The 26,964-nt window shown below is 49.4% G+C and carries 24 protein-coding genes; 15 read left to right on the forward strand and 9 right to left on the reverse strand.

The window, feature by feature from the left end; all coding sequences use genetic code 11:
* The first annotated feature begins 39 nt into the window (after nt 1-39).
* The 5 genes from rpsP (at nt 40) to tyrA (ending at nt 3,234) form a co-directional block, all read left to right on the forward strand.
* Nucleotides 40-288: a 30S ribosomal protein S16 gene (rpsP, locus tag CWE22_RS00560; RefSeq protein ID WP_169929470.1), complete on the forward strand. Its 249-nt coding sequence runs from the start codon at nt 40-42 to the stop codon at nt 286-288.
* A gap of 24 nt (nt 289-312) precedes the next feature.
* Complete coding sequence (gene rimM / locus CWE22_RS00565; protein ID WP_169929471.1) at nt 313-843, forward strand: ribosome maturation factor RimM; 531 nt, start codon at nt 313-315, stop codon at nt 841-843.
* Nucleotides 843-1,616, forward strand: coding sequence for a tRNA (guanosine(37)-N1)-methyltransferase TrmD (gene trmD, locus CWE22_RS00570; RefSeq protein ID WP_244595912.1), 774 nt, complete (start codon nt 843-845; stop codon nt 1,614-1,616). The genes rimM and trmD overlap by 1 nt, the downstream gene beginning before the upstream one ends.
* Before the next feature lie 20 nt (nt 1,617-1,636).
* Complete coding sequence (gene rplS / locus CWE22_RS00575) at nt 1,637-1,996, forward strand: 50S ribosomal protein L19 (protein ID WP_169929472.1); 360 nt, start codon at nt 1,637-1,639, stop codon at nt 1,994-1,996.
* Between the two features lie 110 nt (nt 1,997-2,106).
* Nucleotides 2,107-3,234, forward strand: a complete 1,128-nt coding sequence (gene tyrA, locus CWE22_RS00580) for a bifunctional chorismate mutase/prephenate dehydrogenase (protein WP_169929473.1) — start codon at nt 2,107-2,109, stop codon at nt 3,232-3,234.
* On the opposite strand, the gene CWE22_RS00585 is transcribed toward tyrA, so the two are convergent.
* On the reverse strand, nt 3,196-3,561 hold the full coding sequence (locus CWE22_RS00585) for a response regulator (RefSeq protein ID WP_169929474.1): 366 nt from the start codon (nt 3,559-3,561) through the stop codon (nt 3,196-3,198). The genes tyrA and CWE22_RS00585 overlap by 39 nt on opposite strands.
* A 109-nt stretch (nt 3,562-3,670) precedes the next feature.
* On the opposite strand from CWE22_RS00585, the gene CWE22_RS00590 reads away from it, so the two are divergent.
* Complete coding sequence (locus tag CWE22_RS00590; protein WP_169929475.1) at nt 3,671-4,303, forward strand: cytochrome b/b6 domain-containing protein; 633 nt, start codon at nt 3,671-3,673, stop codon at nt 4,301-4,303.
* Here CWE22_RS00590 and CWE22_RS00595 read toward each other — a convergent pair.
* On the reverse strand, nt 4,300-4,764 hold the full coding sequence (locus CWE22_RS00595; protein WP_169929476.1) for a c-type cytochrome: 465 nt from the start codon (nt 4,762-4,764) through the stop codon (nt 4,300-4,302). The two genes, CWE22_RS00590 and CWE22_RS00595, sit on opposite strands and share 4 nt — an antisense overlap.
* A 123-nt stretch (nt 4,765-4,887) precedes the next feature.
* Here CWE22_RS00595 and CWE22_RS00600 point away from each other — a divergent pair, with 123 nt between their 5' ends.
* From CWE22_RS00600 to CWE22_RS00615, 4 genes are all read left to right on the forward strand, one after another.
* Nucleotides 4,888-7,980: an amidohydrolase family protein gene (locus CWE22_RS00600; protein ID WP_169929477.1), complete on the forward strand. Its 3,093-nt coding sequence runs from the start codon at nt 4,888-4,890 to the stop codon at nt 7,978-7,980.
* Nucleotides 7,980-9,272, forward strand: a complete 1,293-nt coding sequence (locus tag CWE22_RS00605) for an amidohydrolase family protein (protein ID WP_169929478.1) — start codon at nt 7,980-7,982, stop codon at nt 9,270-9,272. Before CWE22_RS00600 ends, CWE22_RS00605 begins: the two co-directional genes overlap by 1 nt.
* Nucleotides 9,273-9,426: 154 nt before the next feature.
* A complete protein-coding gene (locus CWE22_RS00610; RefSeq protein ID WP_169929479.1) occupies nt 9,427-9,732 on the forward strand; it encodes an STAS domain-containing protein in 306 nt (101 codons plus the stop codon).
* Nucleotides 9,733-9,752: 20 nt separating this feature from the next.
* Nucleotides 9,753-11,405: an ATP-binding SpoIIE family protein phosphatase gene (locus CWE22_RS00615; RefSeq protein ID WP_169929480.1), complete on the forward strand. Its 1,653-nt coding sequence runs from the start codon at nt 9,753-9,755 to the stop codon at nt 11,403-11,405.
* Nucleotides 11,406-11,413: 8 nt separating this feature from the next.
* On the opposite strand, the gene CWE22_RS00620 is transcribed toward CWE22_RS00615, so the two are convergent.
* Nucleotides 11,414-11,755, reverse strand: coding sequence for a translation initiation factor (locus tag CWE22_RS00620; protein WP_169929481.1), 342 nt, complete (start codon nt 11,753-11,755; stop codon nt 11,414-11,416).
* Between the two features lie 80 nt (nt 11,756-11,835).
* On the opposite strand from CWE22_RS00620, the gene cysB reads away from it, so the two are divergent.
* A complete protein-coding gene (gene cysB, locus CWE22_RS00625; protein WP_169929482.1) occupies nt 11,836-12,810 on the forward strand; it encodes an HTH-type transcriptional regulator CysB in 975 nt (324 codons plus the stop codon).
* A gap of 97 nt (nt 12,811-12,907) precedes the next feature.
* On the opposite strand, the gene CWE22_RS00630 is transcribed toward cysB, so the two are convergent.
* Genes CWE22_RS00630 through pabB form a run of 3 tightly spaced genes read right to left on the reverse strand, consistent with a single transcriptional unit; the run spans nt 12,908 to nt 16,316 of the window.
* Nucleotides 12,908-14,281 (reverse strand): L-serine ammonia-lyase, encoded by a 1,374-nt coding sequence (locus tag CWE22_RS00630; protein WP_169929483.1) that lies wholly within the window; start codon nt 14,279-14,281, stop codon nt 12,908-12,910.
* A gap of 27 nt (nt 14,282-14,308) precedes the next feature.
* Nucleotides 14,309-14,902, reverse strand: coding sequence for a CoA pyrophosphatase (locus CWE22_RS00635; protein WP_244595913.1), 594 nt, complete (start codon nt 14,900-14,902; stop codon nt 14,309-14,311).
* Complete coding sequence (gene pabB / locus CWE22_RS00640) at nt 14,889-16,316, reverse strand: aminodeoxychorismate synthase component I (RefSeq protein WP_244595914.1); 1,428 nt, start codon at nt 16,314-16,316, stop codon at nt 14,889-14,891. Before pabB ends, CWE22_RS00635 begins: the two co-directional genes overlap by 14 nt.
* Before the next feature lie 68 nt (nt 16,317-16,384).
* Between pabB and CWE22_RS00645 the strand changes: the two genes are divergently transcribed.
* Nucleotides 16,385-17,896 (forward strand): fumarate hydratase, encoded by a 1,512-nt coding sequence (locus tag CWE22_RS00645; RefSeq protein ID WP_169929485.1) that lies wholly within the window; start codon nt 16,385-16,387, stop codon nt 17,894-17,896.
* A complete protein-coding gene (gene rmuC / locus CWE22_RS00650) occupies nt 17,889-19,256 on the forward strand; it encodes a DNA recombination protein RmuC (protein ID WP_169929486.1) in 1,368 nt (455 codons plus the stop codon). Before CWE22_RS00645 ends, rmuC begins: the two co-directional genes overlap by 8 nt.
* A 39-nt stretch (nt 19,257-19,295) precedes the next feature.
* Here rmuC and rimO read toward each other — a convergent pair whose 3' ends face one another.
* From rimO to cysZ, 3 genes are all read right to left on the reverse strand, one after another.
* Complete coding sequence (rimO, locus tag CWE22_RS00655) at nt 19,296-20,654, reverse strand: 30S ribosomal protein S12 methylthiotransferase RimO (protein ID WP_169929487.1); 1,359 nt, start codon at nt 20,652-20,654, stop codon at nt 19,296-19,298.
* Between the two features lie 70 nt (nt 20,655-20,724).
* The gene (locus CWE22_RS00660) at nt 20,725-21,483 is read right to left on the reverse strand and encodes a hypothetical protein (RefSeq protein ID WP_169929488.1); all 759 of its coding nucleotides are present in this window, start codon (nt 21,481-21,483) and stop codon (nt 20,725-20,727) included.
* An 84-nt stretch (nt 21,484-21,567) separates the two neighbouring features.
* The gene (gene cysZ, locus CWE22_RS00665) at nt 21,568-22,323 is read right to left on the reverse strand and encodes a sulfate transporter CysZ (RefSeq protein WP_169929489.1); all 756 of its coding nucleotides are present in this window, start codon (nt 22,321-22,323) and stop codon (nt 21,568-21,570) included.
* A 191-nt stretch (nt 22,324-22,514) separates the two neighbouring features.
* Here cysZ and smc point away from each other — a divergent pair, with 191 nt between their 5' ends.
* Together smc and zipA are read left to right on the forward strand one after the other, a co-directional pair.
* Nucleotides 22,515-25,988, forward strand: a complete 3,474-nt coding sequence (gene smc, locus CWE22_RS00670) for a chromosome segregation protein SMC (protein WP_169929490.1) — start codon at nt 22,515-22,517, stop codon at nt 25,986-25,988.
* A gap of 51 nt (nt 25,989-26,039) precedes the next feature.
* A complete protein-coding gene (gene zipA, locus CWE22_RS00675) occupies nt 26,040-26,963 on the forward strand; it encodes a cell division protein ZipA (protein ID WP_169929491.1) in 924 nt (307 codons plus the stop codon).
* Nucleotide 26,964: the final 1 nt, after the last annotated feature.

The raw sequence follows: 26,964 nt of genomic DNA on the forward strand, positions 1-26,964 counted from the left end.
TTTATTTACTTAACATTATAAACTGTATCGAGGAACGTAATGGTAACCATTCGTTTACAACGTGGCGGCGCTAAAAAGCGTCCCTTCTACCAGATGGTAGTTACTGACAGTCGCAATGCCCGCGACGGTCGTTTTATTGAGAATGTAGGTTTCTTTAACCCGGTTGCGCGCGGCCAGGAAGAAAAGTTACGTGTTGACTTAAACCGTGTTGATCACTGGGTAAGCAATGGCGCAGCTTTATCTGAGCGCGTAGCAAAGTTAGTTAAAGACGCGCGCAGCGCAGCTTAATTTTAAAAACCGTATCAGGTAGTTATGACAACAAACGCAGAACAAGTAGTCCTTGGCCAAATCGGTGCGGTCTACGGCGTGAAGGGTTGGTTGAAAATTCAAAGCTATACCGATGATGCGGAAGCCATTTTTGATTACAGTCCATGGCAGATTGTGAAAGGTGGTAAGCAGCAGCAGGTCCAAGTCGAGGAATGGCGTCGACACAACAAGGGGCTGATTGCGAAGCTAGCGAACATTGATGACCGTGATGGAGCGCATGCGCTGACTGGATCGGATGTCGTGATAACCGCAGAGCAATTACCAGCGTTGCCAGAGGATGAGTTTTATTGGCGAGACTTGATTGGGATGACTGTCGCAAATACGGACGGTTATAACATGGGAGTAGTCGACCAAATAATGGCCACAGCATCGAATGATGTCATGGTCGTGAAAGCGAATAGCAATGATGCGTTTGGACGTTCAGAACGGTTGATTCCGTTTATTCAGAGTCAATATGTTCAGTCAGTTGACCGTCAAAACAAACACATTATTGTCGATTGGCCTGCGGATTTTTAATGGCTGAGCAATTGCAGGTTGGGGTTATAACGCTCTTTCCTGAGATGTTCCAAGCTATTACTGAAAGTGGTGTGACACGCCGTGCTGTGAAAGATGGGCGATTAAAGCTGCAATGTTTTAATCCTCGCGATTACACACATGACAAACACCGCACCGTAGATGACCGCCCCTATGGCGGTGGTCCGGGAATGTTAATGATGGTGCAACCGCTCACAGATGCGATTGCTGCCGCCAAACAGCAACTGGGCTCGCAATCGAAGGTGATTTATTTGTCACCTCAAGGTCGCAAGTTGGATCAGGCTGGTGTCAAAGAGTTGGCCCAGAATGAGCAACTGATACTGATTGCCGGTCGTTATGAAGGCATCGATGAACGCGTTATTCAGCGGCACGTCGATGAAGAATGGTCGATTGGTGATTACGTGTTAAGTGGTGGGGAACTCCCTGCAATGGTGTTGATAGATGCTGTTGCTCGGTTTATTCCCGGGGTATTGGGACATGCTGATTCTGCACAGGAAGATTCTTTTGCAGAGGGCTTGTTAGATTGCCCACACTATACACGACCAGAAGTGCTCGATGGTGAGGTGGTACCGCCGGTGTTACTGAGCGGTAATCATGAAGAAATTAGACGGTGGCGATTGCAGCAGGCACTCGGAAGAACCTGGCTACGACGTCCCGAATTGTTAAATCACCTAGCTCTGACTGACGAACAGCAGCGGCTGTTAGCTGAATTTATAGCGGCAAACGACGCGCAAGATACAGGTTCGGGTAGTTAATCTAGGCAAGAGAGGCTGATATGGCAAAAGTAAGTCACAATTTGATCAAAGCGATCGAAGACGAGCAATTAAAAACCGACCTTCCGGACTACGCGCCGGGCGATACAGTGGTCGTTAATGTTAAAGTAACTGAAGGTAACCGTGAGCGTATTCAGGCATTTGAAGGCGTGGTTATCGCAAAGCGTAACCGTGGTCTGCATTCAGCAGTCACAGTACGTAAAATCTCTAGCGGCGAAGGTGTTGAGCGCTCGTTCCAAGTGCACAGCCCAATCGTAGATAGCATTGTCGTGAAGCGCAAAGGTGCGGTACGTCGTGCGAAACTCTACTACTTGCGTGAGCGTTCAGGTAAATCTGCACGTATCCGCGAAAAGCTGTCGTAAGGGATACTATCCTGATAGTCAAAAAACCCGCTTCATGCGGGTTTTTTTGTGGCTAAATTCAGGCACAATGCAAGGACTACTCATTCATTGCGCAATCATTGGAGTATTTGATGGCGGACGCTCAACAGCAATTAGCACACTTACGTGCAGAGATAGACCAAACTGACCATGAGTTGTTGCAACTGTTGTTGCGTCGGCGTCAATTGGCAGCGGATGTTGGTGTTGTGAAGCGTGCCATGGGGCAACCTTTGTATGTACCTGAGCGTGAGCGCGCCATGCTAGAGCAACGGCGGCGTGATGCCGAGGCGTTAGGTCTGTCGCCTGATTTGATTGAGGATGTCTTACGACGGGTGATTCGTGAGTCTTACCAGCAACAACAAGCCGCTGATGTGCATTTGCAAGAGCGCGTGGTCACTGTTGTCGGCGGTGCTGGCGCTTTAGGACAGCTTTTTGTAAGGCAATTTCGATCGGCTGGGGCGACCGTCAGAATCCTCGATCGAGATGATTGGGATAGAGCTCCAGAACTGGTTAGGGACGCTGACTTAGTATTGATTTCGGTGCCTATTGCGCAAACGGAAGCGGTCATCAAACAACTGCCTGAACTGGATGCTGAGACGATTCTTGCTGATGTCACGAGTATTAAAGACAAACCTTTACAAGCCATGCTAGTCAAGCATCCGGGACCTGTGGTAGGACTGCACCCTATGTTCGGCCCGCAGCAAGCGACATTGGCAAAACAGTTAGTGGTCGTTACCCATGGACGCGAGTCAGAGCGATATCAGTGGCTATTAGACTCGATTGTTCGCTGGGGTGCACATATTCGTGAAGTGAGCGCTGCAGAGCATGATGAGGCCATGGGCTTTGTGCAAGTGATGCGACATCTCTCAACATTTGTATACGGCATGCACTTAGCAGAAGAAAAAGCTGACTTGCAGCAGTTGCTCGACTTGAGTTCACCCATCTATCGACTGGAATTGATGATGGTAGGGCGGCTCTTTGCGCAAAATGCAGAGCTATATGCCGACATCATTCTGTCGCAACCTCAGAATTTTGCGATGATGCGCCGCTACATCAACACTTTTAGACGCATTTTGGATGAGTTGGAGCATGCAGACAAAGCAGCTTTCATTGCCGAGTTTTCAGCATTGAAAGACTATTTTGGAGATTATTCGACTAACTTCCTCGAAGAAAGTCAGCGTTTACTCAACGCCGCTGGTGATGCGCAGCAAATCCGCTAGACCTTTCGGTGACACTGGCTTCTGCAAATGGTGATGAATACCTACCTGAGCGCAAGCATCAGAAAATTCTGCAAAATCATGACCGGTAATCATGGCTGCTACTGGAGCCTGGTCACCGAGTTGAGCAGAAATCTCGCAATAAACGTCGAGTCCTGTCATGTCTGGTAATTCATGGTCGAGCAGCAGTAAGTCTGGGCGTTGAGACAGGGCTTGTTCAACAGCTTCATGTCCGGTTTGCGCAACGAGAATGGTCGCATCGTAGTGACTTAACATGGCTTTCAGAACTTCTAATGAAATAAAGTCGTCATCAACAACGAGTATTTTCATTGGTGATCTCCGTGTTACTACTTAGTCGTGAACATCTCAGACCATAGCAAAATATGGCAAGATTCGCGATACTGAAATAGTCAAGCAATCAACTTCAAGGAGAAGGTTCGTGCAACAAGTTCGGGTTTGGGATGGCTTTGTTCGACTCTTTCATTGGTTACTCGCGGCACTATTGGTGTCGTTATGGTGGACGGCAGAGAACCTTTACATGGACTGGCATCAACGCTTAGCTTTTGTAACGGGTGGACTCGTCATTGCGCGTGTGGTGTGGGGTGTGATTGGTAGTCGGAATGCGCGGTTTACCTCTTTTCTCAAAGGTCCGAGCGCTGCGCTTCAGCATGTACGCGAGTTACGCCAGCACCAGTATCAACCTGAAGCCACGCACAATCCAATAGGCGGTTGGGCCGTCATCTTGATGTTACTGTTATTGCTCATTCAATTTTCGACGGGACTATTTGCTACTGACGATATCTTTTTCAGCGGACCTTTAAATGCGCTGGTTAGCGGTGATACAGCGAGCTTGCTCACCACCATACACGAGACAAACTTCAATGTGTTGTTGGGTATTATCGGTGTGCATATTGTGGCTATTGCAGCCTATAAATGGCTGGGTATCCCTTTATTAGCCGCCATGATTCATGGCAAACGCGAACTAAAAAGCGCACCAGAACTGCGTCATGGTGCGCTTGGAATCGCGCTAGCAGCGGTGATTATTGCGCTGCTGTTTTGGCTGCTCTATTAATCTTTGTATTGATCGTGACAGCCTTTGCAATTGCGAGCTGCGGCCATGAATGATCGTTTCATGGCTGCTTCGTCGCCACCTTGAGCTGCGCTCAGTAACGCTTGCGCGTCACTTTCGAGTTGTTCAGCGCGCTCTTGAAAGTCACTCCAGTTTTCCCAAATGGCGGGAAGTGCATCGGTATTATTGCCGGGCTTCGCGCCTTCAGTTTCAAAACCAGACCATGGAATACTGCTCATGGCCGCAAAGTCAGCGGCGCGGGCTGCAAATACAGCTGAATCCCACGCTACATCTCCCTTAACCATGTCGCCCATCGCGGCAAAGTTGTTTTGCATCACCGACAATGCTTTCTGCCGGTATTCAACTGCTTTGTCTGCATCGTTGAAGGCGTTTTGCGCTGCGGCTGAGCCAATAAGAACGAATGTGCCGACCAAACCTGCTGTGATTAGTTGTGTAAGTTTCATGGTTTTATCCTTGTTGTAGCGGTTTAACGACTGCATTACGCTTTTCGCCTCTATTTGGATTGCGCAACAGTAGCTGCTGCCAGTACTGTAGTGTAATACCATACATCGAACAAGGGGAAGCGAATGAAGGCGAGTATTCACCTGAGTAAGGTGACGTTAGCGTTGTTAGCAGCATTACCGATAGTTGCTGCTGCATCGCAAACAACACCAATACGAGGACTCCAAGATAATTCATCCACGTTTGTGGCCATTCAGAATGCGACTATTGTAACCGAACCCGGAAAACAACTGGAAAACGCGACCTTAGTGGTACGCAACGGGAAGATTATCTCGGTGAATAGTAACAACCGCGCACCAGACGGTGCACGCGTGATTGACGCAACCGGTCATACTATCTATCCAGGGTTTATCGACGCTTACAGCAACTATGGTGTACCGAAGCCCGAGCAAGCCGAGCGGCGCTCACGCAATGTTCCCCCTATCTACAATAATAAGCGCGAAGGTGGTAATGCTGCGAATGATGCAATTCATGCTCAGCAAGACTGGTTCCAGTCGTTCGCGAATGATAGCAAAGCAGCGACGCCCTATATTGAGCAAGGTTTTACTGCCGTTCAGAGCGCTCGTTTAGATGGTATTTTTCAAGGTCAAGCAGTGACAGTCTCGTTAGCGGATAAAATTGCCAATGATGTGATTTATCGCGCTGAAGCCAAACATTTTGGTTCTTTTGATAAAGGCAGTTCGAAACAACAGTACCCGTCATCTTTAATGGGGTCGATTGCATTGGTTCGGCAGACGCTGGCAGATGCAAACTGGTACGAATCTGCTTACGGCAAAGATGCACATAATGGTCCGGTTGAGTTCAACGCTGCATTAGCTGAGCTGACAGGTATTGAACAAGAAGGAATGGTCTTCAGAGTCGAAGACGATAAAACACTGCTGCGCGCGCATGACTTACTTAGCCAGTTCCAAGTCCCGGTGACCTACGTCGGCTCGAACTACGAGTATGCCCGTATTGATGCTATCAAAGCAGCGAACTCGAAGATTATTCTTCCGTTGAACTTCCCTAGTGCACCTGCTGTAGATGGTGTCGATGATGATCTCGACGTTGAATTAGCTGACTTGCGGCATTGGGAGCGTGCGCCGGGTAATGCTGCTGCACTCGCTCAAGCAGGTATAGATTTTTCATTTACTATGAATCAACTCGAAAAATCGGGTGAGTTTTGGCCGAACGTACGCAAAGCCGTTAAACATGGTTTAAGTAAAGATGTGGCTCTGGCCGCGTTAACCACAGTCCCAGCAGAGATTGCCGGCATTGCTGATAAAGCCGGTAAAATTGCAACCGGCTATATGGCTGACTTTGTTATTGCTGAGGGTGACCTGTTTACCAACGGCGAAATCAAATCGGTATGGTTGCAAGGCGAAGAAGTCTCGCTAAAACCACTGACAAAAGCAGTATTCGCTGGCGACTTTGATGTTCAGATTGCCAACGAATCTGCGCGCCTAACGTTGAAAGATGGCAAGAACGTCAGCGGTGAATTAACCGTTGGCGAGCAGTCGAATAAGCTTCGCAATGCTTCGCGTACCGATGAAGCACTGCAGTTTGTCGTCGATGCTGACTTTGCTGGTGTCAATGGTGCTTGGCGGATGCGTTTGAATCAAATCGCAGATACGAGTTATCGAGGTACCGCGGTTGCACCAGATGGTCGCTCTCTCGATATTACTGCTACCCGGACGAACAGTACTGAAGCAGAACAAGACGCAGCTGACTCAGATGCAGTGACTTATGTTAGTCAATTGACGTTTCCCAACGTCGCTTATGGACAAACAGCTCTGCCAGAGCGGGTCAATCTTCACATCAAAAATGCAACGGTATGGACAGCTGATGAAGCTGGTGTTTTAGAAAATACAGACATACTGGTACGTGATGGCAATTTTTATCGCATCGGTGAGGATTTGAGCACCCCACGCGGCTACACAGTGATTGACGCAACCGGTATGCATGTCACCCCGGGTATTATTGACGAACACTCTCACATCGCAATTGATCGTGGTGTGAACGAAGGGTCAGAAGCGCTGACTTCAGAAGTGCGGATCGGTGATGTAGTTAACCCTGACGATATTCACATTTATCGTTCATTGGCAGGTGGTACCACCATGGCGCAATTACTCCATGGTTCAGCGAACCCTGTGGGTGGCCAAGCGCAAGTAATCAAACTGCGTTGGGGTGCAACTGGCGACCAGATGAAGCTTGATGCAGCACCACCGAGCATCAAATTCGCCTTGGGTGAAAACGTGAAGCAATCCAATTGGGGCACCACGTTCACTACCCGCTACCCGCAAACGCGGATGGGTGTGGAAACGGTGATTCGTGATGGTTTTACTGCAGCACTGGAATATGCAGAACGCAAAGCGGCCTATGACAAATTGAGTCGCAGTGAAAAAGCGAAGACAGCGCCGCCGCGTACTGACTATCGTTTGGACGCGTTGCTAGAAATTCTCAACAGTGAGCGATTCGTACACGCGCATTCGTATGTGCAATCAGAAATTTTAATGCTGATTCGTTTGGCAGAAGAGTTTGGTTTCACTCTCACCACGTTCACGCATATTCTCGAGGGTTATAAAGTTGCCACCGAGATGGCTAAACACGGTGCCGGCGGCTCAACGTTTGCTGATTGGTGGGCCTACAAATTCGAAGTGTATGACGCGATTCCACAGAATGCTTGTTTAATGCATGAGAAAGGTGTTCTGACCAGTATCAACTCGGACTCGAATGACCTGCAGCGGCGGTTAAACACCGAAGCGGCGAAAGCGGTTCGGTATTGTGGTGTATCTGAACATGAAGCATTGCAAATGGTCACACTTAATCCTGCCAAACAGCTCAAAGTAGACGAGTACGTCGGTAGTATCAAAGAAGGTAAGCATGCGGACTTTGTGCTTTGGAATGCACATCCTTTGAGTGCTTACGCGCAGCCGCAGCAAACGTGGATCAACGCACGTAAATACTTTGATCGCGAGCGTGATGCAGAGTTGCGCGTTGCCTTGGTTGAAGAGAAGCAGCAATTGATACAAAAGGTACTCGGTAGCTCAGCGAGCGATCGAAACGGCAGTGGCGGTAGCTACAAGCAACCACAACCGACTTGGCATTGTGACTCAGAGCATGATGTCTGGATGGATGCATTTGCTTTAGACACTCATAATCACGGAGGCCAACACTAATGAAAAACTTAATGAAAGCGGTGTTCGCCGCCAGTGTCATCGGTGCTAGTGTTGCCGCAACTGCACACGATATGGTTCCTGGTGAACCACAGCAACAACCGATCCTGTTGCAAGGTGGTACCTTGTACACCATCACGAATGGCATTCAAGAAGACACCGATCTGTTGTTTGCTGAAGGCAAAATTACAGCGATTGGCCGGGATTTAGCTGCACCAGAAAATGCTCAGGTTATCGACGTGACTGGCAAGCATATTTATCCTGGATTGATTGCTTTGGATACCACGTTAGGTTTGGTTGAAATTGGTGCGGTACGCGCTACGGACGACCAAGATGAAGTGGGCAATATCACGCCGGAAGTGAGCGGCCATACGGCCTATAACCCAGACTCTGAAGTGATTCCAACTATTCGCTACAACGGCATTACTCATGCGCAAATTGTGCCACAAGGTAACTTGATCATGGGACGCTCGAGCTTGTTGCAAACCGATGGCTGGACTTATGAAGATGCGGGTGAAGCGCTGAATGTCGGTGTTCACGTCAGTTGGCCGCGTACCGGTCTGAATACGGCTTGGTGGGAACGGCGTTCACCAGAAGAGCAACGTAAAGCAAATGCCGAGGCGTTGGCAGAGCTCAAGCAGGCATTCATTGATGCGCGAGCTTATTATGATGCGAAGCAAGCGGGTGAGCTGAATGGCACGGATTTGCGCTGGGAAGCGATGACCGGGTTGTTTGACGGCTCTAGTACACTGTTTGTGCATGCTAATGATAAACGTCAAATGGAGCAGGCGATAGACTTCTCCCAAGAGCACGGGTTTGAGTTAGTGCTGATGGGGGCTCGTGATGCTTGGCGCATGACTGAGCAATTAGCCGCTGCGGAAGTGCCAGTTGTTTATGGTGCTATGTACGGCTTGCCATCGCGTCATGATGAGGCTTACGATCAAGCCTATGCAACGCCAGCAGCGCTTGCCGCCGCCGGTGTAAACTTCGCGCTGAGCTACCCTGGTTATTGGGATATTCGTAACTTGGCGTTCGCCGCAGGTAACTCTGTGGCCTATGGACTGGACCATGCAACTGCACTTGAGGCGATCACGCTCAAGCCGGCACAAGTAATGGGTGTTGCGGATAAAGTCGGTTCATTGGAAGTTGGAAAGCAAGCTTCGTTGGTTGTTTCTGAGGGCGATATCTTGAATCATCTCGAGCAAGATATTCAATGGATGTTCATTGATGGTAGTTTGGTTGATTTAAACAACCGTCATATGCAACTGTATAAGAAGTATCAGCAAAAACCTTAAGCTGAACCACGTTAAGGAAAGCCGAGCCTCTGTGCTCGGCTTTTTTGTGTCAAAATGTGATTTTGTGCGACTAATCCTTGTCAAATTCCTTGGCTGTGGCAGTATCAATGGATAGGGATGCTATGACAATAAACTGAAGCGATAAAGGTATCACATGGCTTTACATCGACAGTTCTCCAACGACGGAAAAGAATTGATCATTGCGATCAAAGGGAAGTTCGATTTCAATTTGGTACAAGAGTTTCGACAAGCCTACAACAATATCGGCGAAGAACGCCCCACAGTCATTATCGACTTGCGTGAAACTGAATATCTCGATAGCTCTGCATTGGGAATGCTATTGAACATGCGGAAATCATTAGGTAATTCTGTGCGTGGTATTCACATTATTAATTGTCGGCCTGAAGTACGCAGTATTCTCGACATTTCACGTTTCGATAAACTATTTACTATTGAGTAAGCGATTAGACGGCAGGGCGTATGCATGTAGTTCATGATCATTCGAAACTTGCCACTGATGTGCTGCACCAACTCGAACAACTTGATTTCGAGTTTGTCACTGCTGGGTATTCGGAAGCGGTTGCCCGCAACGGTTTACTGAGTAGCGATATCACCATCTACATCTATGCGGCGCAAACTCAACTTGCGCCAGCATTGCGTAAACTCTTTCAGCAAGCCCGTGAAGATGACTTTGAAGCCGACATTAATGATTGTTTGATCATAACGGATGACGCAAGGCAACTGGGTCGTTGGAACGACGACCGACGTAAATTTTTCGTTGACGTGGTGCTATGGCCAGAACCCATCGGTATTCTGAAAACACGAATTCAGTCACTTGAACATGCCAATAGCTTACGCGCTGAATTGACTCAAACGCGCCACTCTCTTGCGTGGCATGCCACTCGCATTGACCGCGAACATCAATTGGTCGAACATATTTTCCGTAACGCACTCAGCCGCAACTACCTTGAGTACCCTCACATTCGGACCTACCTGACGCCAGTGTCAAAATTCAATGGCGACTTATGCCTCGTTGCGCCTGGGCCGATTGGCAATATCTACGTATTTATGGCTGACTTTACCGGACATGGACTTGCGCCCGCGACCGGAGCGTTACCGTTATCACAAGCCTTTTTTGCGATGGCGGATCGTGGCGTATCGGTGGCCGAGATGGTCACTGAGTTCAATTTCCGCCTAAATCGCTTACTGCCTGATGACATGTTTTGTGCCGGTATTTTATTAGAATTGTCTGCGAATGGTGAGCGGGTAACTTTTTGGAATGGTGGCATGCCACCAGCGGTTCTGTTCAGTGATACCGGTGAAATTATCGATCGAATGCCTGCTCAGCATATGGCGCTCGGTGTGCTTGATGATGATGATTTCGATAGTCGTGTGACCACATTTCGAGCGCCAACAAACAGTAATATCGCGCTCTACACCGATGGTGTCATAGAGTTGTTAGGGCACAAAATGGAATTTTTGGGCAGCGACACCTTAGAACAATTGTTGCAGCGGTTTTCGGCACCGGCCGATTTCCCTAAGTTGGTGGGTGAGCTTGAACATTTCCGCGGCACACAGCCTTTGCATGACGATTTGTCGCTCGCGGTACTGAGCTGCTGTCCAACTGGACTGGATGAGCTCAAACAGCTCAAAGATGATACTGCAATGCCGTTTACACTCACTATCGATCTGACATCCAATCAGTTACGGGAGCTGGATCCGGTGAACCACGTTCTTAATGCTATAGGGACGTTGCCGCGACTGCGTAATCATCGAACCACTATTTACCTGTTGCTAGCAGAAGCCTACAACAATGCTTTGGAGCATGGGTTGTTACGACTCGACTCCTCAATTAAACAAGCACCAGAAGGCTTTATGAACTACTACCAGTTACGCGCGGAACGCTTGTCGGCATTGGATGAGGGACGGATTCGTATCCACGTCAACTTCATTGCCGAAAAAGGCTTGTTAGAGTTCACCGTAACTGATACTGGCAGTGGTTGGGATACCAACCGCGTGATCAGCTCCAGTCATATGAATCACGGGCGCGGACTCGATTTGTTACGCCAGCTCACCACGCAATTGAAATGGGAGCAGAACGGTCGGGAAGTGTATTTTAGCTATCAACTGTAGAGCCTGGATTAGCCGCCTGCGAATTTGACCTGATAACCTTGTTCCAATAGCCACGCTTTGGCAGCTTCGCGTTGATCGCCTTGCAATTCAATAGTGCCATCTTTCACAGCACCACCTACGCCACATTTTTTTCGCAGTTGGCTCGCCATAGTTTGGATATCGGCGGTCTCTAACTCTAAGTCGAACAGCACGGTTACCCCTTTGCCTTTGCGCCCTTTGGTTTGCCGTTGAATGCGGATCGGTTGGGTCTGACGTGAGGTGGGGTGGGCCGGCGCTGCCGTGCTTTCAGGAGTATCTGAATCGGCTGTTGAAAACCCTAGATTTTTGAGCTGATCTTGCAATGAACTCACGGATTACCTCAAAATGCGATTGGAATAAATAAGTAAGGTGTTATATATTTTTGGCATAAGCAATTCACTACAGGTCAGTTATGAAACTGCAGCAGCTGCGCTACATTGTCGAAGTATTAAATCATAATCTCAATGTTTCGGCGACTGCCGATAGTCTGTTCACCTCGCAACCGGGCATCTCTAAACAAGTTCGTATGTTGGAAGATGAGCTCGGCATTCAAATATTTGGGCGCAGTGGTAAACACCTCACTCATGTGACTCCGGCTGGCGAGGAAGTCATACATATAGCTCGGCAAATTTTGTCTCAAGTTGATGCAGTGAAAGCGGTTGCCGCAGAACATACGCAGCCCGATCAAGGCAAACTCCAAATCGCGACCACGCATACTCAAGCACGTTATGCGTTGCCGCCGGTCATTAAAAAGTTTATGACTCGTTATCCAAAGGTGTCGCTGCACATGCATCAGGGCTCACCAGAGCAAATTAGTGAAGCTGCGGCAAAGGGTAAGGCTGATTTCGCGATTGCGACCGAAGCGCTGCATCTGTATCAAGATTTGATTATGCTGCCATGCTATCACTGGAATCGCTCGATTATTGCGCCACGCGACCATGCCTTAGGACAACAGAGTAAAGTGTCAATTCAAGATTTACGCGAGTTGCCCATTATCACCTATGTGCATGGGTTTACTGGGCGTTCCGAATTAGATCGCGCATTCAATCATGCCGGAATCAAACCGAATGTTGTGTTTACCGCAACCGATGCTGACGTGATTAAAGCTTATGTTCGAATGGGATTGGGTATTGGCGTGGTGGCGTCTATGGCTATCGACTCGCAGCATGACAAAGACTTGATTGCGATCCCTGCGCAACACATCTTTGAACCGAGCACGACCAAGATAGGATTCCGTAAGGGGACTTTCTTACGGAATTACATGTATGACTTCATGGAAGCTTTCGCTCCACATTTAACGAAAACAACTGTCGAACGCGCGATGCAAACGAAATCTCAGGATGAAATTGATCGATTGTTCGCAAAAATCGAACTTCCAACCCTGTGAAAATAAATGCTATTTGTTACTGGCTACTAGTTACTAGAAAAGCGTAAAACCGTGTTTTCTAGTAACCAAATGCCAATAGCCAGTAACGCCTTTCGGGTTAGCATTCGATGATATTGACTGCGAGACCACCGCGAGCTGTTTCCTTGTATTTCGACCGCATATCGTTGCCGGTTTCCCACATGGTTTTAATCACTTTATCGAGTGAAACTTTGTGGTCACCGCTGCCGCGTAATGCCAAGCGAGCTGCGTTGATTGCTTTGATCGCACCCATGGCGTTGCGTTCGATACAAGGTACTTGAACCAAGCCACCAACGGGGTCGCAGGTTAAGCCTAGGTTGTGTTCCATGCCGATTTCAGCAGCATTTTCGACGTTGCTGGTGTTTCCACCCATCAGTTCTGCCAGTGCTCCAGCAGCCATTGAGCAGGCTACACCCACTTCACCTTGGCAACCCACCTCGGCACCTGATATTGAGGCATTCTTTTTATACAAAATGCCAATGGCGGCACTCGTGAGTAAAAAGCGAACGATAGTTTCTTCGTCGAGGGGCGTGATAAATCGGTCCGCATATTTCATGACGGCGGGAACAATACCGGCAGCACCGTTGGTTGGTGCGGTAACGACTCGGCCGCCCGCGGCATTTTCCTCATTGACTGCTAATGCAAATAAATCGACCCAATCCATGACTTGCATGGGGTCAGCCGATTTCTCATTCTTCAGCCGTTGATACAGAGCAGGAGCACGGCGCCGAACTTTCAAGCCGCCGGGCAATATCCCTTCGGTGCGAATGCCGCGGTCAATACATTCATCCATGGTTTTCCAAATGTGCACTAAACCATCGCGGATCTCGCGTTCTGAACGAAATACTTTCTCGTTCGCTAGCATCAGTGAACTGATCCGCAATCCATGTTCTTGGCAATGGGCAAGTAGTTCAGCACAACTATCAAACGGATACGGAATCGGTTTGCTGGATTGTTCGATAGCCTCTTCGAGACTGTCATCGAAGTCCGCATCGCGAACAATGAAACCACCGCCAATGGAGTAATAGAGGTCTTTAAAGAGAACTTCATCATCGCGCAGTAAGCGCAGCTCCATAGCATTTGCGTGACGGGGCATCGTCTTACGGCGATGGAAGGTAATAGCGCCTTCACGGGGAAAATGTACTTCGTGTTGACCGAGCAGTTTTAGTTTTTGCTCTCGATCAACCGTGGCGAGAAAGTCGTCTACAGTGGTGGTATCGACCGTTTCGGGTGACTCGCCCACAAGACCGAGCATAACCGCTTTGCCAGTACCGTGACCTTTCCCTGTTTGTCCGAGCGAACCGAATAATTCCACTTCAATGCCGGTAGCTTGCTCGAGGTCGAGCTTCTGCGCTGCTGTGCGCAAGAAGTCTGTAGCCGCACGCATGGGACCGACGGTGTGTGAGCTCGATGGACCGATTCCTACTTTATAAATATCAAAAACACTAATCATACATTCTCTTATTAGGTCATCCGTTGATTAATTCAATGGCCGCGACCATGGCCGTTGATCAGGGTAGACATGATCGGCTAATTCACGGAGCATGCCAGCCGTAGCGCCCCAGATATTGCGCTGCTGATAAGGCATAAAGTATACCTTATCGTACATAAAACGCTGTAGTCGATAGACGAAATGTTGACGCTGTTGCAAAATGGTCGCTAGCGGCACCGTAAAAATCTCGGCAACCTCGCGCGGATCGGCAACCAGCGGTTGTCGTGGCGTAACAATAGCGACATAGGGGCGCACGATAAAATTGCTGATTACTGGATAATCGTGCAGTTGCCCAACCAGCTCGACATCATCTGGGTGTAAGGCAATTTCTTCCTGTGCTTCGCGCAATGCTGTTTCATATAAATTCGCATCATGTGGCTCTTGGCGCCCGCCAGGGAAACTGATTTGCCCCGCATGATGCCGCAATTGAGCGCTACGTTGCGTGAGAATCACTTGTAATCCGTCCGCTGTTTCCAACAGTGGAATTAGCACTGCTGCGGGGCGTAGCCGCTTTAACGAGGGCCGTATAACTTGCGGAGCACAATAGAGCTGAAACCGCCGCAGAAACTCATGACGATGCATGGTGAGCCTCATCGTCGGTTGGCTTCGGTTGGTATTGAAGTACAGGCAAAATTTTAGCAACTTTATCGAGCGTTTCTTGGTATTCACTCATTGCTTCCGAGTCAGCGACGATGCCGCCACCGGCCCAACAATGAATACGGTTCGCGCTGGCGACTAAGGTCCGAATAGCAATATTAGTGTCGGCGAGGCCATGCTGAGAAAAATAACCCAAACTGCCGCAGTAGAAACTGCGCCGATGGGGTTCGAGTTCCTCAATAATCTCCATCGCGCGAATCTTCGGTGCGCCAGTAATGGAGCCTCCTGGGAAAGCCATACCGAGCAGCTCAATACCAAGCTTTGCATCGCTCAATGTACCGGTCACAGTGCTCACCAAATGATGCACTGCTGGGTAGCTCTCAATCGCGAACAATGTGGGCACCTGAACGCTGCCAGGCTCGCACAGTCGACTCAAATCATTCCGTAATAGGTCCACAATCATAACATTTTCAGCGCGATCTTTTGCCGACTGCGCTAAAGCTTCCGCAAGCGCTGCATCTTCGGTGGCATCAGCTGAACGCGGTTTGGTCCCTTTAATCGGTTTTGTTTGCACATGACCGTCGGCATCGATTCGCAAAAAGCGCTCTGGTGAAACGGATAAAACGGCACCGTCGGATAATCGTAAAAAGCCTGAAAAGGGTGCTCGATTGGTGTCGCGAAGTCGCTGATACGCATTCCACGCGTCTCCTTTAAAGTCGGCAGAAAACCGTTGCGCAAGATTGATCTGGTAACAATCACCCGCCTGCAGATAATCCTGAATGCGTTCAAACTTTTCGGTGTAATCGGCCAATGACATGTTGCTGCGCCAATCACTGCACAACTGAAAAGCGGCCGATTGCGGTGACTTCGGTTCGAGCCAGAAGCGTTTGAGTTCGGCGAGTTGTGTCTGCGGCGCCACTAACCAGGTTTGTTGGGTCTGCCGACAACGAATCAATGCTTGATGATAAACGCCGATCGCAATATCAGGTAATTCAATATCGATAGCTGCGCGCTCTGGGAGACGTTCCAGAGCTCGACCCGCATCGTAACTGAATGCACCGGCGATACCGCCCTGAAAAGGAATGTGCGCGGGCCCTTGATAGGGTGGCAGCAGTGCCAGTTCTGCGTGCAAGCGTTGGGGCCAATCGGTGCTCTCGGTTAGCCATTGGTGCGGCTGTCTAAAAATAAAATCAAACTGGGCTTGAGGGTGGTCACAGCTATCAAGGAACAATGCGCCGGGTTCCTGTGCACAACGGCTAAACAGTTCCGCAAACGGAGTATCGAGTTCAAGCGGTACGGCTTGCAGAATCACGGCGTTCTCCTGTAAAAAGCGATCGTAGTGTTGGCGTCTCGGGTTGCCACTAAAGTCACGACGCAGCAGCATAGCATAACTGGTCACTTGGGATGCAAAGCGCTATTATAGCGACACTTCAAATTTACACCCTTTAGCTGTCAACAGAGGTTCACATGGCCATTATACGTCAGGCTGACTTTATCGAGAGCATCGCGGACGCGTTGCAATACATTTCTTATTACCACCCGCTGGATTTTGTCCAAGCACTCGAACAAGCCTACCACCGTGAACAGAGCGAGGCAGCTAAGAACGCCATCGCTCAGGTGTTGACCAACTCCAGAATGTCGGCACAGGGCAAACGTCCTATCTGTCAGGACACCGGTATCGTCACCTGTTTTGTCAAAGTCGGCATGGATGTGCAATGGGATAAAACCGACATGACGGTGCAAGAGATGGTCGATGAGGGCACACGCCGCGCCTACCTTAATCCAGATAATCCGTTAAGAGCTTCTATTGTGTCTGACCCTGCTGGCGCACGAAAAAATACCGGTGACAATACACCTGCAGTGGTTCACATCGATATGATTGCGGGCGGTCATGTGGACGTCATGATTGCTGCTAAAGGCGGCGGCTCGGAGAATAAATCCAAGATGGTCATGTTGAATCCGAGTGACTCTATTGCGGACTGGGTGGTTGAAACCATGCCTAAATTAGGTGCTGGTTGGTGTCCACCCGGTATGATTGGCCTCGGTATTGGCGGTACTGCTGAGAAGTCTGCGGTGTTAGCGAAAGAGAGTTTGATGGATCCAGTGGATATTCAAGAGCTCCTCGATCGCGGCCCACAAAACGCTGAAGAAGAATTGCGCCTTGAAATTTATAACCGTGTTAACAAACTCGGTATCGGCGCTCAAGGTCTGGGCGGCGTGACAACCGTGATGGACGTCAAAATCAAGTCCGTGCCGACCCACGCTGCGTCGAAGCCAGTTACTCTGATTCCGAACTGTGCAGCCACTCGGCATGCTCATTTTGTACTGGACGGCAGTGGCCCAGCTGATCTGCAACCGCCAAAGCTTGAAGATTGGCCAGATATTACCTTCCAGTTAGGTGATGACGCGCGTCGCGTGAACTTAGATGAAGTCAGTCAAGCTGACATCGAAACCTGGAAAACCGGTGAAACTGTCTTGTTATCGGGCAAGTTATTGACGGGGCGTGATGCTGCACACAAACGCATTAAAGACATGTTGGATAAAGGCGAGCCGCTACCGGTCGACTTCACAAACAAGTTTATTTATTACGTTGGGCCGGTCGATCCGGTCGGTAATGAAGTGGTAGGGCCCGCTGGACCGACGACCGCGACACGAATGGACAAGTTCACCGATATGATGCTCGATAAGACAGGTATTTTGGGCATGATTGGTAAAGCTGAGCGTGGACCTGCGACCGTCGAGAGTATCAAGCAACACAAAGCAGTGTATTTGATGGCTGTTGGTGGTGCTGCGTATTTAGTAGCAAAAGCGATTAAGAAAGCCCGCGTAGTGGCCTTTGAGGATTTGGGTATGGAAGCTATTTACGAGTTTGAAGTGGAAGATATGCCGGTCACTGTCGCGGTTGATAGTACGGGTGAAAATGCTCACGAAACTGGGCCTGCCATTTGGCGTGTGAAACTGGCTGAAGCGGATGCTTAGTCTAGAAATCTGGCAATGGTTGAGTGCAGCAGCGGGCGCTTTTGCTCTCGGTGCTGCGTTAATTTGGTTGATTTGGCAACCGCGGTTGCGAGCGCAGCAGCAAGAGGCGCGGCAACAGCAGCAGTTTCTGCAAACTCAATTAGACCAAAGCCAAACCACTACTGAGCAACAACGTGATCAGTATGAGCAGCGTCTTGCCCGTACTGAGCAACAATTACAGCACACACAACAGCAGCGCAGTGACGTGCAAGCTGAGCTGGCCGCTGTTCGTTCCAAGCTCGAATCTGCGTTGCAACATGCTGAAGAAAAGCAGAAGCTGCTCGAGGCTAGTGAAGAACGTTTGAAGAAAGAGTTTGAGCGTCTAGCACAGCAAATATTCGAGCAGAAATCCGAGCGTTTGCAAGTCAGTAGTAAGCAAACCTTGGAGGCAACGCTAGCACCATTTAAGCAGCAGCTGGAAACTTTTAAGACGCAGGTGACGCAGCAATACTCAGATGAAATCAAGCAACGGGCTGCACTAGCTGAGCAAGTGAACTCGCTCAAAGATCTGAACAAGCAAATGGCTTTGGAAGCAGAAGCGCTCACCAAAGCATTGAAAGGCGATACGAAAACTCAGGGTAACTGGGGTGAGGTGGTGCTTGAGCGAATTCTAACGCAATCAGGATTACGCGAGGGGCACGAGTACGAAACTCAGACTCACCATCGCGATGATGATGGTAAAGCGTTTAAGCCAGACGTGGTGGTGCATCTACCGAACGATAAAGACGTTGTCATTGACTCTAAAGTTTCACTCGTGGCCTATGAGCGTTATTTCAATAGTGATGTGGACGTTGACCGTGACCAGGCACTCACCGAGCATGTCAATTCACTGCGGAATCACATCAAAGGTCTCAGTAAGAAGAACTATCAGCAGCTCGATAGCGTCAGAACGCTCGATTACGTGTTGATGTTTATCCCAATTGAGCCCGCGTTTTTATTGGCTGTTGACCGTGATCCTGAATTGATTCGGCTGGCACTCGAACACAATATTATGTTGGTGAGTCCAACCAACTTGTTAGTGGCGCTACGAACGGTCAACAACATTTGGCAATACGAGCATCAAAATCAAAACGCGCAGCGCATCGCCAATGACGCGGCGAAGTTGTACGACAAGTTCGTTGGCTTTATTGAAGATATGCAAAAGATTGGCAATTCATTGGATACTGTTCGTAAACATTACGATGGTGCCATGAATAAGTTGTCAGTTGGGCGTGGTAACTTGGTCGGCCGCGTTGAAAACTTCCGGAAACTCGGTGTGCAATCCAGTAAGAAGCTCGATCAGAAGTTATTGGATGATGACACGAGTGACGACAGCGAATAAAAAAATCCCGGCACTAGCCGGGATTTTTTTATTAGAAGTTTACTGTGCGACGAGTGAGCCCCAGAGATCATATTCATCAGCATGCTCAATCAGAACGCTGACTTTGTCGCCTGGTTTGACATTGACCTCGCCATTTAAATAGACCAAGCCATCAATTTCAGGGGCGTCGGCATAACTACGTCCAATCGCACCTTCAGCATCCACTTCATCAATCAGGACGTCGAGGGTACGGCCAATTTTAGCCTGCAACCGCTGCGCACTGATTTCTTGCTGAACTTGCATAAAGCGCTCGTAACGCTCTTGCTTCACTGCTTCAGGAACCGGATCAGGCAAGTCATTCGCTTTGGCGCCATCCACATCGGAGTAGGTAAAACAGCCGACGCGGTCCAATTGCGCATCACGCAAGAATTGTAATAGCTCTTCAAATTCAGCTTCGGTTTCGCCAGGGAAGCCGACAATAAAGGTACTGCGGATGGTTAAATCTGGACAAACTTCACGCCAGCCGCGGATCCGCTCTAACGTCCGCTCCGCTGAGCCCGGGCGCTTCATCAATTTCAAAATACGTTTGTTGGCGTGCTGCATCGGAATATCGAGATAGGGCAGAATTTTCCCTGCGGCCATCAATGGGATGACATCGTCGACCGAGGGATATGGATAGACGTAGTGAAGGCGAACCCAAATGCCTAATTCACCCAGGGCTTCACACAGCTCAAGCATGCGGGTTTTGACCGGTTTGCCATCCCAGAATCCCAGTTTATGCTTCACATCGACGCCATAGGCACTGGTATCTTGAGAAATGACTAATAACTCTTTTACACCGGCATTGGCGAGGCGTTTGGCTTCATCAAGCACATTCCCGATCGGGCGGCTGACGAGGTCGCCGCGCATCGAAGGGATGATGCAGAACGTACAACGATGATTACAGCCTTCCGATATTTTCAGATAAGCATAGTGACGTGGTGTCAGTTTAACGCCGGTGTCGGGTACGAGATTTTCGTAGGGAATGGTTGCGGTCGGTTTCGGCACATACTTATGGACGTGTCCCATCACTTCTTCATAAGCATGAGGACCGGTAATGGCTAAAACGTTTGGATGTACTTCACGAATCTCGTCATCTTTGGCGCCCAAGCAACCGGTCACAATGACCTTACCGTTTTCATGCAGAGCTTCACCAATGGCGTCCAGCGACTCTTGCACGGCGCTGTCGATAAATCCGCACGTGTTGACAATGACCATGTCAGCGTTGGTATAGCTGTTGACGATGTCATAACCTTCGGTGCGAAGTTGCGTCAAAATGCGCTCAGAGTCGACAAGATTTTTCGGACAACCGAGACTGACAAAACCTATTTTTGCACCGGCTGTAAGTTCTGCGGTGGGGGTGAACTGCTCTACACTCATGAGGAAAACCTGACTGATCGATAATACGCCATATTATAGCGGTTTCAGCAAGCAACCGATAGCGTCTCGTTTATTCTTGTAACCAGCGATAATAGGCGTCACGAAAGACTGGGTCTTCAATAGCAACAGGAATGATTTCATTGATGAGTTCGAGGGCTTGCGTTCCCCAAGCGTTCTTCGAACAACCGACAGCGCCGACTATAGCATCGTCTCTATTTTGCTGGATGGGAATAAACACAAATTCATTACTGGTGGTGCTCTCAATGTAGTTTTTCATCATCAAGTAATCGATGGTGTAGTCAATACGACCACTACGCAGCATCAGGAACAAATTGTGGGATGATTGAGAACCGCCAATCACCGAAAACTGCGGGCTATCAACAAGTTCTTGATCGAGAAAGCCTTGCAATCGACCAAACTTGCGCCCTGGCGGCTGGCCAAAGCTATAATCGCGGCTCAGTACTAATGCCTCAATATCGATGGGGTTACCAAATTTATTCGTCAGTGCCTCTGCTAGTTCAGGCCGCGTAATAATGCCGTGTGGAGGATAGGTGTTTGTCGGGTTGGAAAATTGAGCGATACTTTGGTCGGACGGTTTCAAGATCATGCACGGCAGACAGACGTTCTGATTATTTTGTATCAGTGCCGATAGTCTCGATGCGGGCAGCGCTTTGATCTCATGTTCCAGATGTGGGCTTGCATTGATAAATGCTTGTACAAGCGCGTCACACATACCTTGATGCTCGTACTCACCTTCAAGGATATGAAATGGAGGAACGTGATTAATGCCCCAGACGATATCGGAGGCAAGCGTGGTCGGTACTCCCATAAGCAGAAGTGCCCCGCAGATCCATTTGCGAAAGTGACCGGAACCGAACATTTGTACTCAATATGTAATGGGTTTGTTGCTAGGTTAGAACGTTTTTGGCCGCATTACTAGAGTTTGATCGCGTAAATGATCCACCCACATGGCGGTTGCACCCGCTACAGCGACCGGAATCATAATCAAATTGATAAGAGGTACTGAGGCAAGAAACGCCACCAAACAGCCAAAACTCAAGCTTTTCCCTTTAATCGACCAGAGTTGATGTCGCATCTCTTTGAACGGAATTTTATGGTTATCAATAGGATAGTCAGCATATTGTATGGTCATGACCCAGCCGGCGAACAGGAACCAGAGCACTTGGCCAAAAACAGGAACAAATAGGAACAGCAGCAGGAAACCGAGAAAACGTGGAAAGAAATAGACTAACTTTTGAATTTCACGACCGATAATGCGAGGAATGTCCCGCACCATGCCAGCTACGCCACCATCAATCGGACGTTGCCCGGTGAGTTTTTCTTCGACTTTTTCAGCCAGCAAACTGTTAAAGGGGGCCGCGATGATATTGGCAACACTGGTAAAGCTCACCGCAAAAAGTACGATAATAGCCAATACCAAGAACGGCCACATCAAGTAGCGCAGCCACTCCAGGTAATCGGGCAGCCAACTGAGCGCGAGTTCTATCCAGCTCCCCGCGTAAGAGAACACTGCCCAAATAGCGGCCGCAAACAGCAAAATATTCAGTAGCAGTGGAATAATAGCGTAGCGTCGCACACCGGCTTGAAAAGCTAATTCAAAACCACGTGCGACATAACTCGGGCCAAAGTTACTGACGGTGCGTTCCATAACGTCCTCTTTATTTCATTCAGATAGAGGGCATTATAGGGGGATAGACTTGTTCTCTGCAGTTGAAATTGTAAATATGAGTTACGAGAGCAGTTATGGTCGGGAAACTGGCCATCATAGTCTTGTGTTTTTCGAGATTCTCATGAATCCTAACAGCTTCGATAACAACAATAACAACATGGACTTCGTACTTGCGCCTTAAGCACATCAAATTAGTCGGCTTCAAGTCATTCGTCGACCCAACCAAAGTGCCATTCCCGCACCAGATGACCTGTGTGGTGGGGCCGAATGGCTGTGGGAAATCGAATGTCATTGATGCGGTGCGTTGGGTGCTTGGTGAGAGCTCTGCGAAGAATTTGCGTGGCGATGCAATGACCGATGTCATTTTCAATGGTTCCAATGCACGCAAACCGGTCTCTCAAGCCAGCGTCGAATTAGTATTTGATAACACCAGTGGGCGTATTCAGGGAGAGTACGCCAGCTACGCTGAAATTTCGGTGAAGCGCTTGGTGACTCGTGATGGACGCTCGGATTATTTTCTCAACAGTAGTAAATGCCGTCGCCGTGACATCACCGACTTATTTCTGGGGACTGGCCTGGGTCCGCGCAGCTACGCCATCATCGAGCAGGGCATGATTTCCCGGCTGATTGAATCAAAACCACAAGAATTACGGGTGTTTATTGAGGAGGCCGCGGGGATCTCGAAATACAAAGAGCGCCGCAAAGAGACCGAAAGTCGCATCCAGCACACTCGTGATAATCTTGATCGGTTGACTGACGTTCGAGATGAGCTCGGTGCCCAACTCGATAAGTTACAGCGCCAAGCCGCTGCTGCCCGCCGCTATAAAGAATTGAAAGCGCAAGAACGCACCTATCGAGCAGAACTCCAAGCTTTACGCTGGTTGGCGATTGAGAACCAGGCTGAGTCGATTCGCCGGCAAATTCAAAGCGACGAAACGGAACTCGAAAAATGGCTGGCGGAACAGCGTGGCAGTGAGCGCGGTACCACCGAGTTACGAGAACAAACAGCGGATGCCAAGCAACGACTCGACGCTGTCCAACAGCAGTTTTATCAGCTCGGCAATGATGTCACTCGCACGGAGCACCAACTGCAAAGCTTACGCGGGCAATTGCAGCAACGTGAGCAACGCAAACGCGAGTTGAGTGACGAGCTCGAACGACTCGACGAAACCTATCAGCGTGATGTGGAAGCTGAAGTTCAGTTGCAATTGACGATAGATGAACTCACACCGCAACATGAAGAGTCTCAGGCAAAGCTTGAGCAAGCACAGGTTGAATTCGAGGCGCTTGAGGCGCGTTATGAGGCGCAACAAGATGCGCATCAACAATTCTTAGAGCAACAACAACGGCGGCGCGAAACGGAACAGAACCTGAAGCTGCAAATCGAGCGAGCGGAACACCAACAAGCCCGATGTCTGGAAGCTATTGCACAATTAAAGCAAGAGTTGGAAGCCTCGCAACGTGAATTGAATGCACTCGACACCGCCGAGCTACAGGAGCAATTAAGTCGTCTCGAGGCGTCGTTGCATGAGCGACAACAGCAACTCGGTGCAGTTCAAACCGAAAAGCGGCAGGCACAGGAGCACAGTGACAACCTGCAGACCGCTATTGCTGAACGTCATACCGAACAACAACAACTGGGTGGCCGGCAGAGTTCTCTACAAACACTACTTGAGGCCGCGAGCGCAAGTCATTGGCCGGAAAGTGTCAAAGCTTGGTTAGATACACAACAGGTCACTGCCCGCGGGCAAGTGCGTGATCACATGCAAGTGACGGAAGCCTGGCAACTGGCTATTGAACAACTCACCGGAGCTTGGCTGGATGCTTGGATTGTAGACGAACGCCTACAGCAATGGCCTGAGGAACTGGGCGCACGCGTGGTTGTGCTTGGAACCGAAAGCGCGCCACGGCGAGGAAGCTTAGCCGCTGAATGTCAGGGGCTACTGACACGTTGGGAGTGGCTACAGAATATCGCAGCGGCGTCGTCAACTGACGCTGCACAACAATGCCTTGCCGATGGCTGGCTTGCGGCAATGACGCCGTCGGGACAATTTTGGTCCGCTGCGGGCTATAGCGCCGCCAGTATTGAGGCTGCTGACAGCCAATTGTTGCAGCAGCAGGAACTCACCAGCATTGAGGCGCGATTGCATGCGATCAGCAGCGAGCTCAAACAGCTGCAAGACCAGCGACAGCAGCAACAGAGTCTGCTTGAGCAAATCGATCAACAGCTGCAAGCAGAACGTGATGCTATGAATGAGCTGCAGGCTCAGCGGGCGACGTGGCAAGACAAGTTGCTGTGGCAACAAGAGCAGCAACAACGCATACAAAGTAAGATTGCGCAGTGGCATGAACGTATTGAAGCGCAGCAACAAGAGGCGGAGGAAGCTGCGCTGACCGCTGCTGTGGCGAGCGAAGAATTAGCACAATATTTAGAACAAGATCAGGCTATGCAGGACGATGCCGACTGGCAGCAGCAACGTCAAGTATTGCAGCAACAGCGGCAAGAATTACGCGATCGGTTGCAACAACGACAGCAGCAGGCGCAACAAGTCGCCATGCAATTACAACAAGCACAGATGCAACTGCAACAGATGGCGACACTGTTAGAACGAAGTAAACAGCATAGCGCCCAAACTCAAGAACAGTTACAACTGCTGCAAGAGCCTGCGAGCGAGCAACAAGAAGAGCTCGAGATGCTGGCGCTGCAATTGGAAGAGTTATTGCAGCAGCGCGAAGCTGTGGATGAACAGCGCCGTGATATTGCTAATGAAGTCAGTACGCTTGAACAACAATTACGTGAGGTCAGTTCTGGCGCGCAAGGGGTCGAGGCGCATATTGAGAAAGCACGGCAGAAGGTGCAGAGTAGCCAGTTAGAGTTAGTTGCGTTGCAAGAACGCAGCCGCAATGTGCTCGCGGTTCTGCAAGAAATGAATCAGCCGATAAAACCGATCCTTGAGCAACTTTCTGACGAGGCCAATGAAAAGCAATGGCAAGCAGAAGTGGAACGGCTGCAGGCGGCAATCCAGCGGCTTGGCGCTATCAACCTTGCCGCGATTGATGAAGCAGAAACATTGGCGGAAAGAAAAAGCTATTTAGATCAGCAACATGATGATTTATCGTCGTCATTGGAAACGTTGGAAACGGCCATTCGGAAAATTAATAAAGAAACACGTCAGCGCTTCCGAACTACATTTGATTCGGTAAATGCGGGCTTACAGGAATTGTTTCCGAAGGTCTTTGGCGGCGGCACCGCCTACTTAGCGCTCACAGATGACGATCTATTGGAAACTGGGGTGACGATCATGGCGCGGCCACCCGGTAAGAAAAATAGTACAATTCATTTGCTTTCTGGTGGTGAAAAGGCGCTAACCGCTTTATCATTGGTGTTTGCAATCTTTCGTCTGAATCCGGCGCCGTTTTGTTTATTGGACGAGGTAGATGCGCCGCTTGACGATGCCAACGTGGGACGTTTTTGTCGACTGGTTGAAGAAATGTCGGAAACCGTCCAGTTTATTTACATCAGTCACAACAAAATTGCGATGGAGATGGCGTCGCATTTAGCTGGTGTTACCATGCAAGAACCGGGTGTATCGAGATTGGTTGCGGTTGATATTGAAGCCGCGGTAGCCATGACAGAAGCTTGAGTGTGAACGATCAACTTGTAACCGAAATGATAACAACGAAGAGAGCGTTACATGAGTAATATGCAGATTGTGTTTACGGTCATAGGTTTAATTCTGATCCTTGCCATTATTGGCCATGGTATGTGGACCATCCGCAAGAATGAACGGCGTGACTCTGACCGTGCTGCTGCTCTGGACCGCAAACGTCAATCAGCCGATGGATTTGATGATGACGGCATTGGTGCTGTGCGTGTCATCAAACGCACGGACAGTCAGCCGAAGCCTGCTGCTAAATCAGCTCCCGAGCCCCTTTCAGAGCCGAAGCCTACGCCTGAACCTGCTTCAGAATCTGCGCCAGAACCACATTTAGAGCCACAATCGGAAAGTTTAGAAGTCGAGTCTACTGAAACCGAAGCAGCACCAGTGCGAGCGCAGGATGACGTGGTTGAACCACCCTCCATGCGCGCGACGGATGACCTCCCAGAATCAATTCCGTCGATGACAGCAGAACCAAGCCAAGCGCAAATGGATTTGAAGGTCGAGCGAAAGCCTGATGAGAAGATTATTACCGAAGAACCCGAAGAAGTTATTGTCCTGCATGTAACGGGCAACTTCGAAGGCGCTATTCTGTTGCAGCAGATGACAGAGCTTGGCTTCAAATACGGTGATTTTGATATTTTCCATCGTCATGTTGATACCGCAGGCAACGGCCCTGTACTTTTTAGTCTTGCGAACATGTTCAACCCGGGCACGTTCGATATCGACCATATGGAAACGTTTCAAACCGATGGGATTGCCTTATTCTTAGCATTACCGATTAAAGGCGATTCGAAGCAGGCATTTACCATGATGCACAATGCTGCGGTAAAATTGGCTGCGGCCGTCGACAAGGGCCAAGTTTTGGATGAACACCGGAATCCGTTGACGCGGCAATCGGTGCAGCACATTCATCAGCGTATTCGTGAATTTGAGCGTAAACGTCTCATCAGACAATAAC

The sequence above is a fragment of the Pseudidiomarina aestuarii genome, from assembly GCF_003987355.1.
Classification (GTDB): domain Bacteria; phylum Pseudomonadota; class Gammaproteobacteria; order Enterobacterales; family Alteromonadaceae; genus Pseudidiomarina; species Pseudidiomarina aestuarii.

Bases quoted from the DNA above. Each gene is read 5' to 3' on its own strand.
- rpsP (WP_169929470.1), top strand. From the start codon at position 40: ATGGTAACCATTCGTTTACAACGTGGCGGCGCTAAAAAGCGTCCCTTC.
- rimM (WP_169929471.1), top strand. From the start codon at position 313: ATGACAACAAACGCAGAACAAGTAGTCCTTGGCCAAATCGGTGCGGTC.
- trmD (WP_244595912.1), top strand. From the start codon at position 843: ATGGCTGAGCAATTGCAGGTTGGGGTTATAACGCTCTTTCCTGAGATG.
- rplS (WP_169929472.1), top strand. From the start codon at position 1,637: ATGGCAAAAGTAAGTCACAATTTGATCAAAGCGATCGAAGACGAGCAA.
- tyrA (WP_169929473.1), top strand. From the start codon at position 2,107: ATGGCGGACGCTCAACAGCAATTAGCACACTTACGTGCAGAGATAGAC.
- CWE22_RS00585 (WP_169929474.1), bottom strand. From the start codon at position 3,561: ATGAAAATACTCGTTGTTGATGACGACTTTATTTCATTAGAAGTTCTG.
- CWE22_RS00595 (WP_169929476.1), bottom strand. From the start codon at position 4,764: ATGAAACTTACACAACTAATCACAGCAGGTTTGGTCGGCACATTCGTT.
- CWE22_RS00600 (WP_169929477.1), top strand. From the start codon at position 4,888: ATGAAGGCGAGTATTCACCTGAGTAAGGTGACGTTAGCGTTGTTAGCA.
- CWE22_RS00605 (WP_169929478.1), top strand. From the start codon at position 7,980: ATGAAAAACTTAATGAAAGCGGTGTTCGCCGCCAGTGTCATCGGTGCT.
- CWE22_RS00610 (WP_169929479.1), top strand. From the start codon at position 9,427: ATGGCTTTACATCGACAGTTCTCCAACGACGGAAAAGAATTGATCATT.
- CWE22_RS00615 (WP_169929480.1), top strand. From the start codon at position 9,753: ATGCATGTAGTTCATGATCATTCGAAACTTGCCACTGATGTGCTGCAC.
- cysB (WP_169929482.1), top strand. From the start codon at position 11,836: ATGAAACTGCAGCAGCTGCGCTACATTGTCGAAGTATTAAATCATAAT.
- CWE22_RS00630 (WP_169929483.1), bottom strand. From the start codon at position 14,281: ATGATTAGTGTTTTTGATATTTATAAAGTAGGAATCGGTCCATCGAGC.
- CWE22_RS00635 (WP_244595913.1), bottom strand. From the start codon at position 14,902: ATGCATCGTCATGAGTTTCTGCGGCGGTTTCAGCTCTATTGTGCTCCG.
- CWE22_RS00645 (WP_169929485.1), top strand. From the start codon at position 16,385: ATGGCCATTATACGTCAGGCTGACTTTATCGAGAGCATCGCGGACGCG.
- rmuC (WP_169929486.1), top strand. From the start codon at position 17,889: ATGCTTAGTCTAGAAATCTGGCAATGGTTGAGTGCAGCAGCGGGCGCT.
- rimO (WP_169929487.1), bottom strand. From the start codon at position 20,654: ATGAGTGTAGAGCAGTTCACCCCCACCGCAGAACTTACAGCCGGTGCA.
- CWE22_RS00660 (WP_169929488.1), bottom strand. From the start codon at position 21,483: ATGGGAGTACCGACCACGCTTGCCTCCGATATCGTCTGGGGCATTAAT.
- cysZ (WP_169929489.1), bottom strand. From the start codon at position 22,323: ATGGAACGCACCGTCAGTAACTTTGGCCCGAGTTATGTCGCACGTGGT.
- zipA (WP_169929491.1), top strand. From the start codon at position 26,040: ATGAGTAATATGCAGATTGTGTTTACGGTCATAGGTTTAATTCTGATC.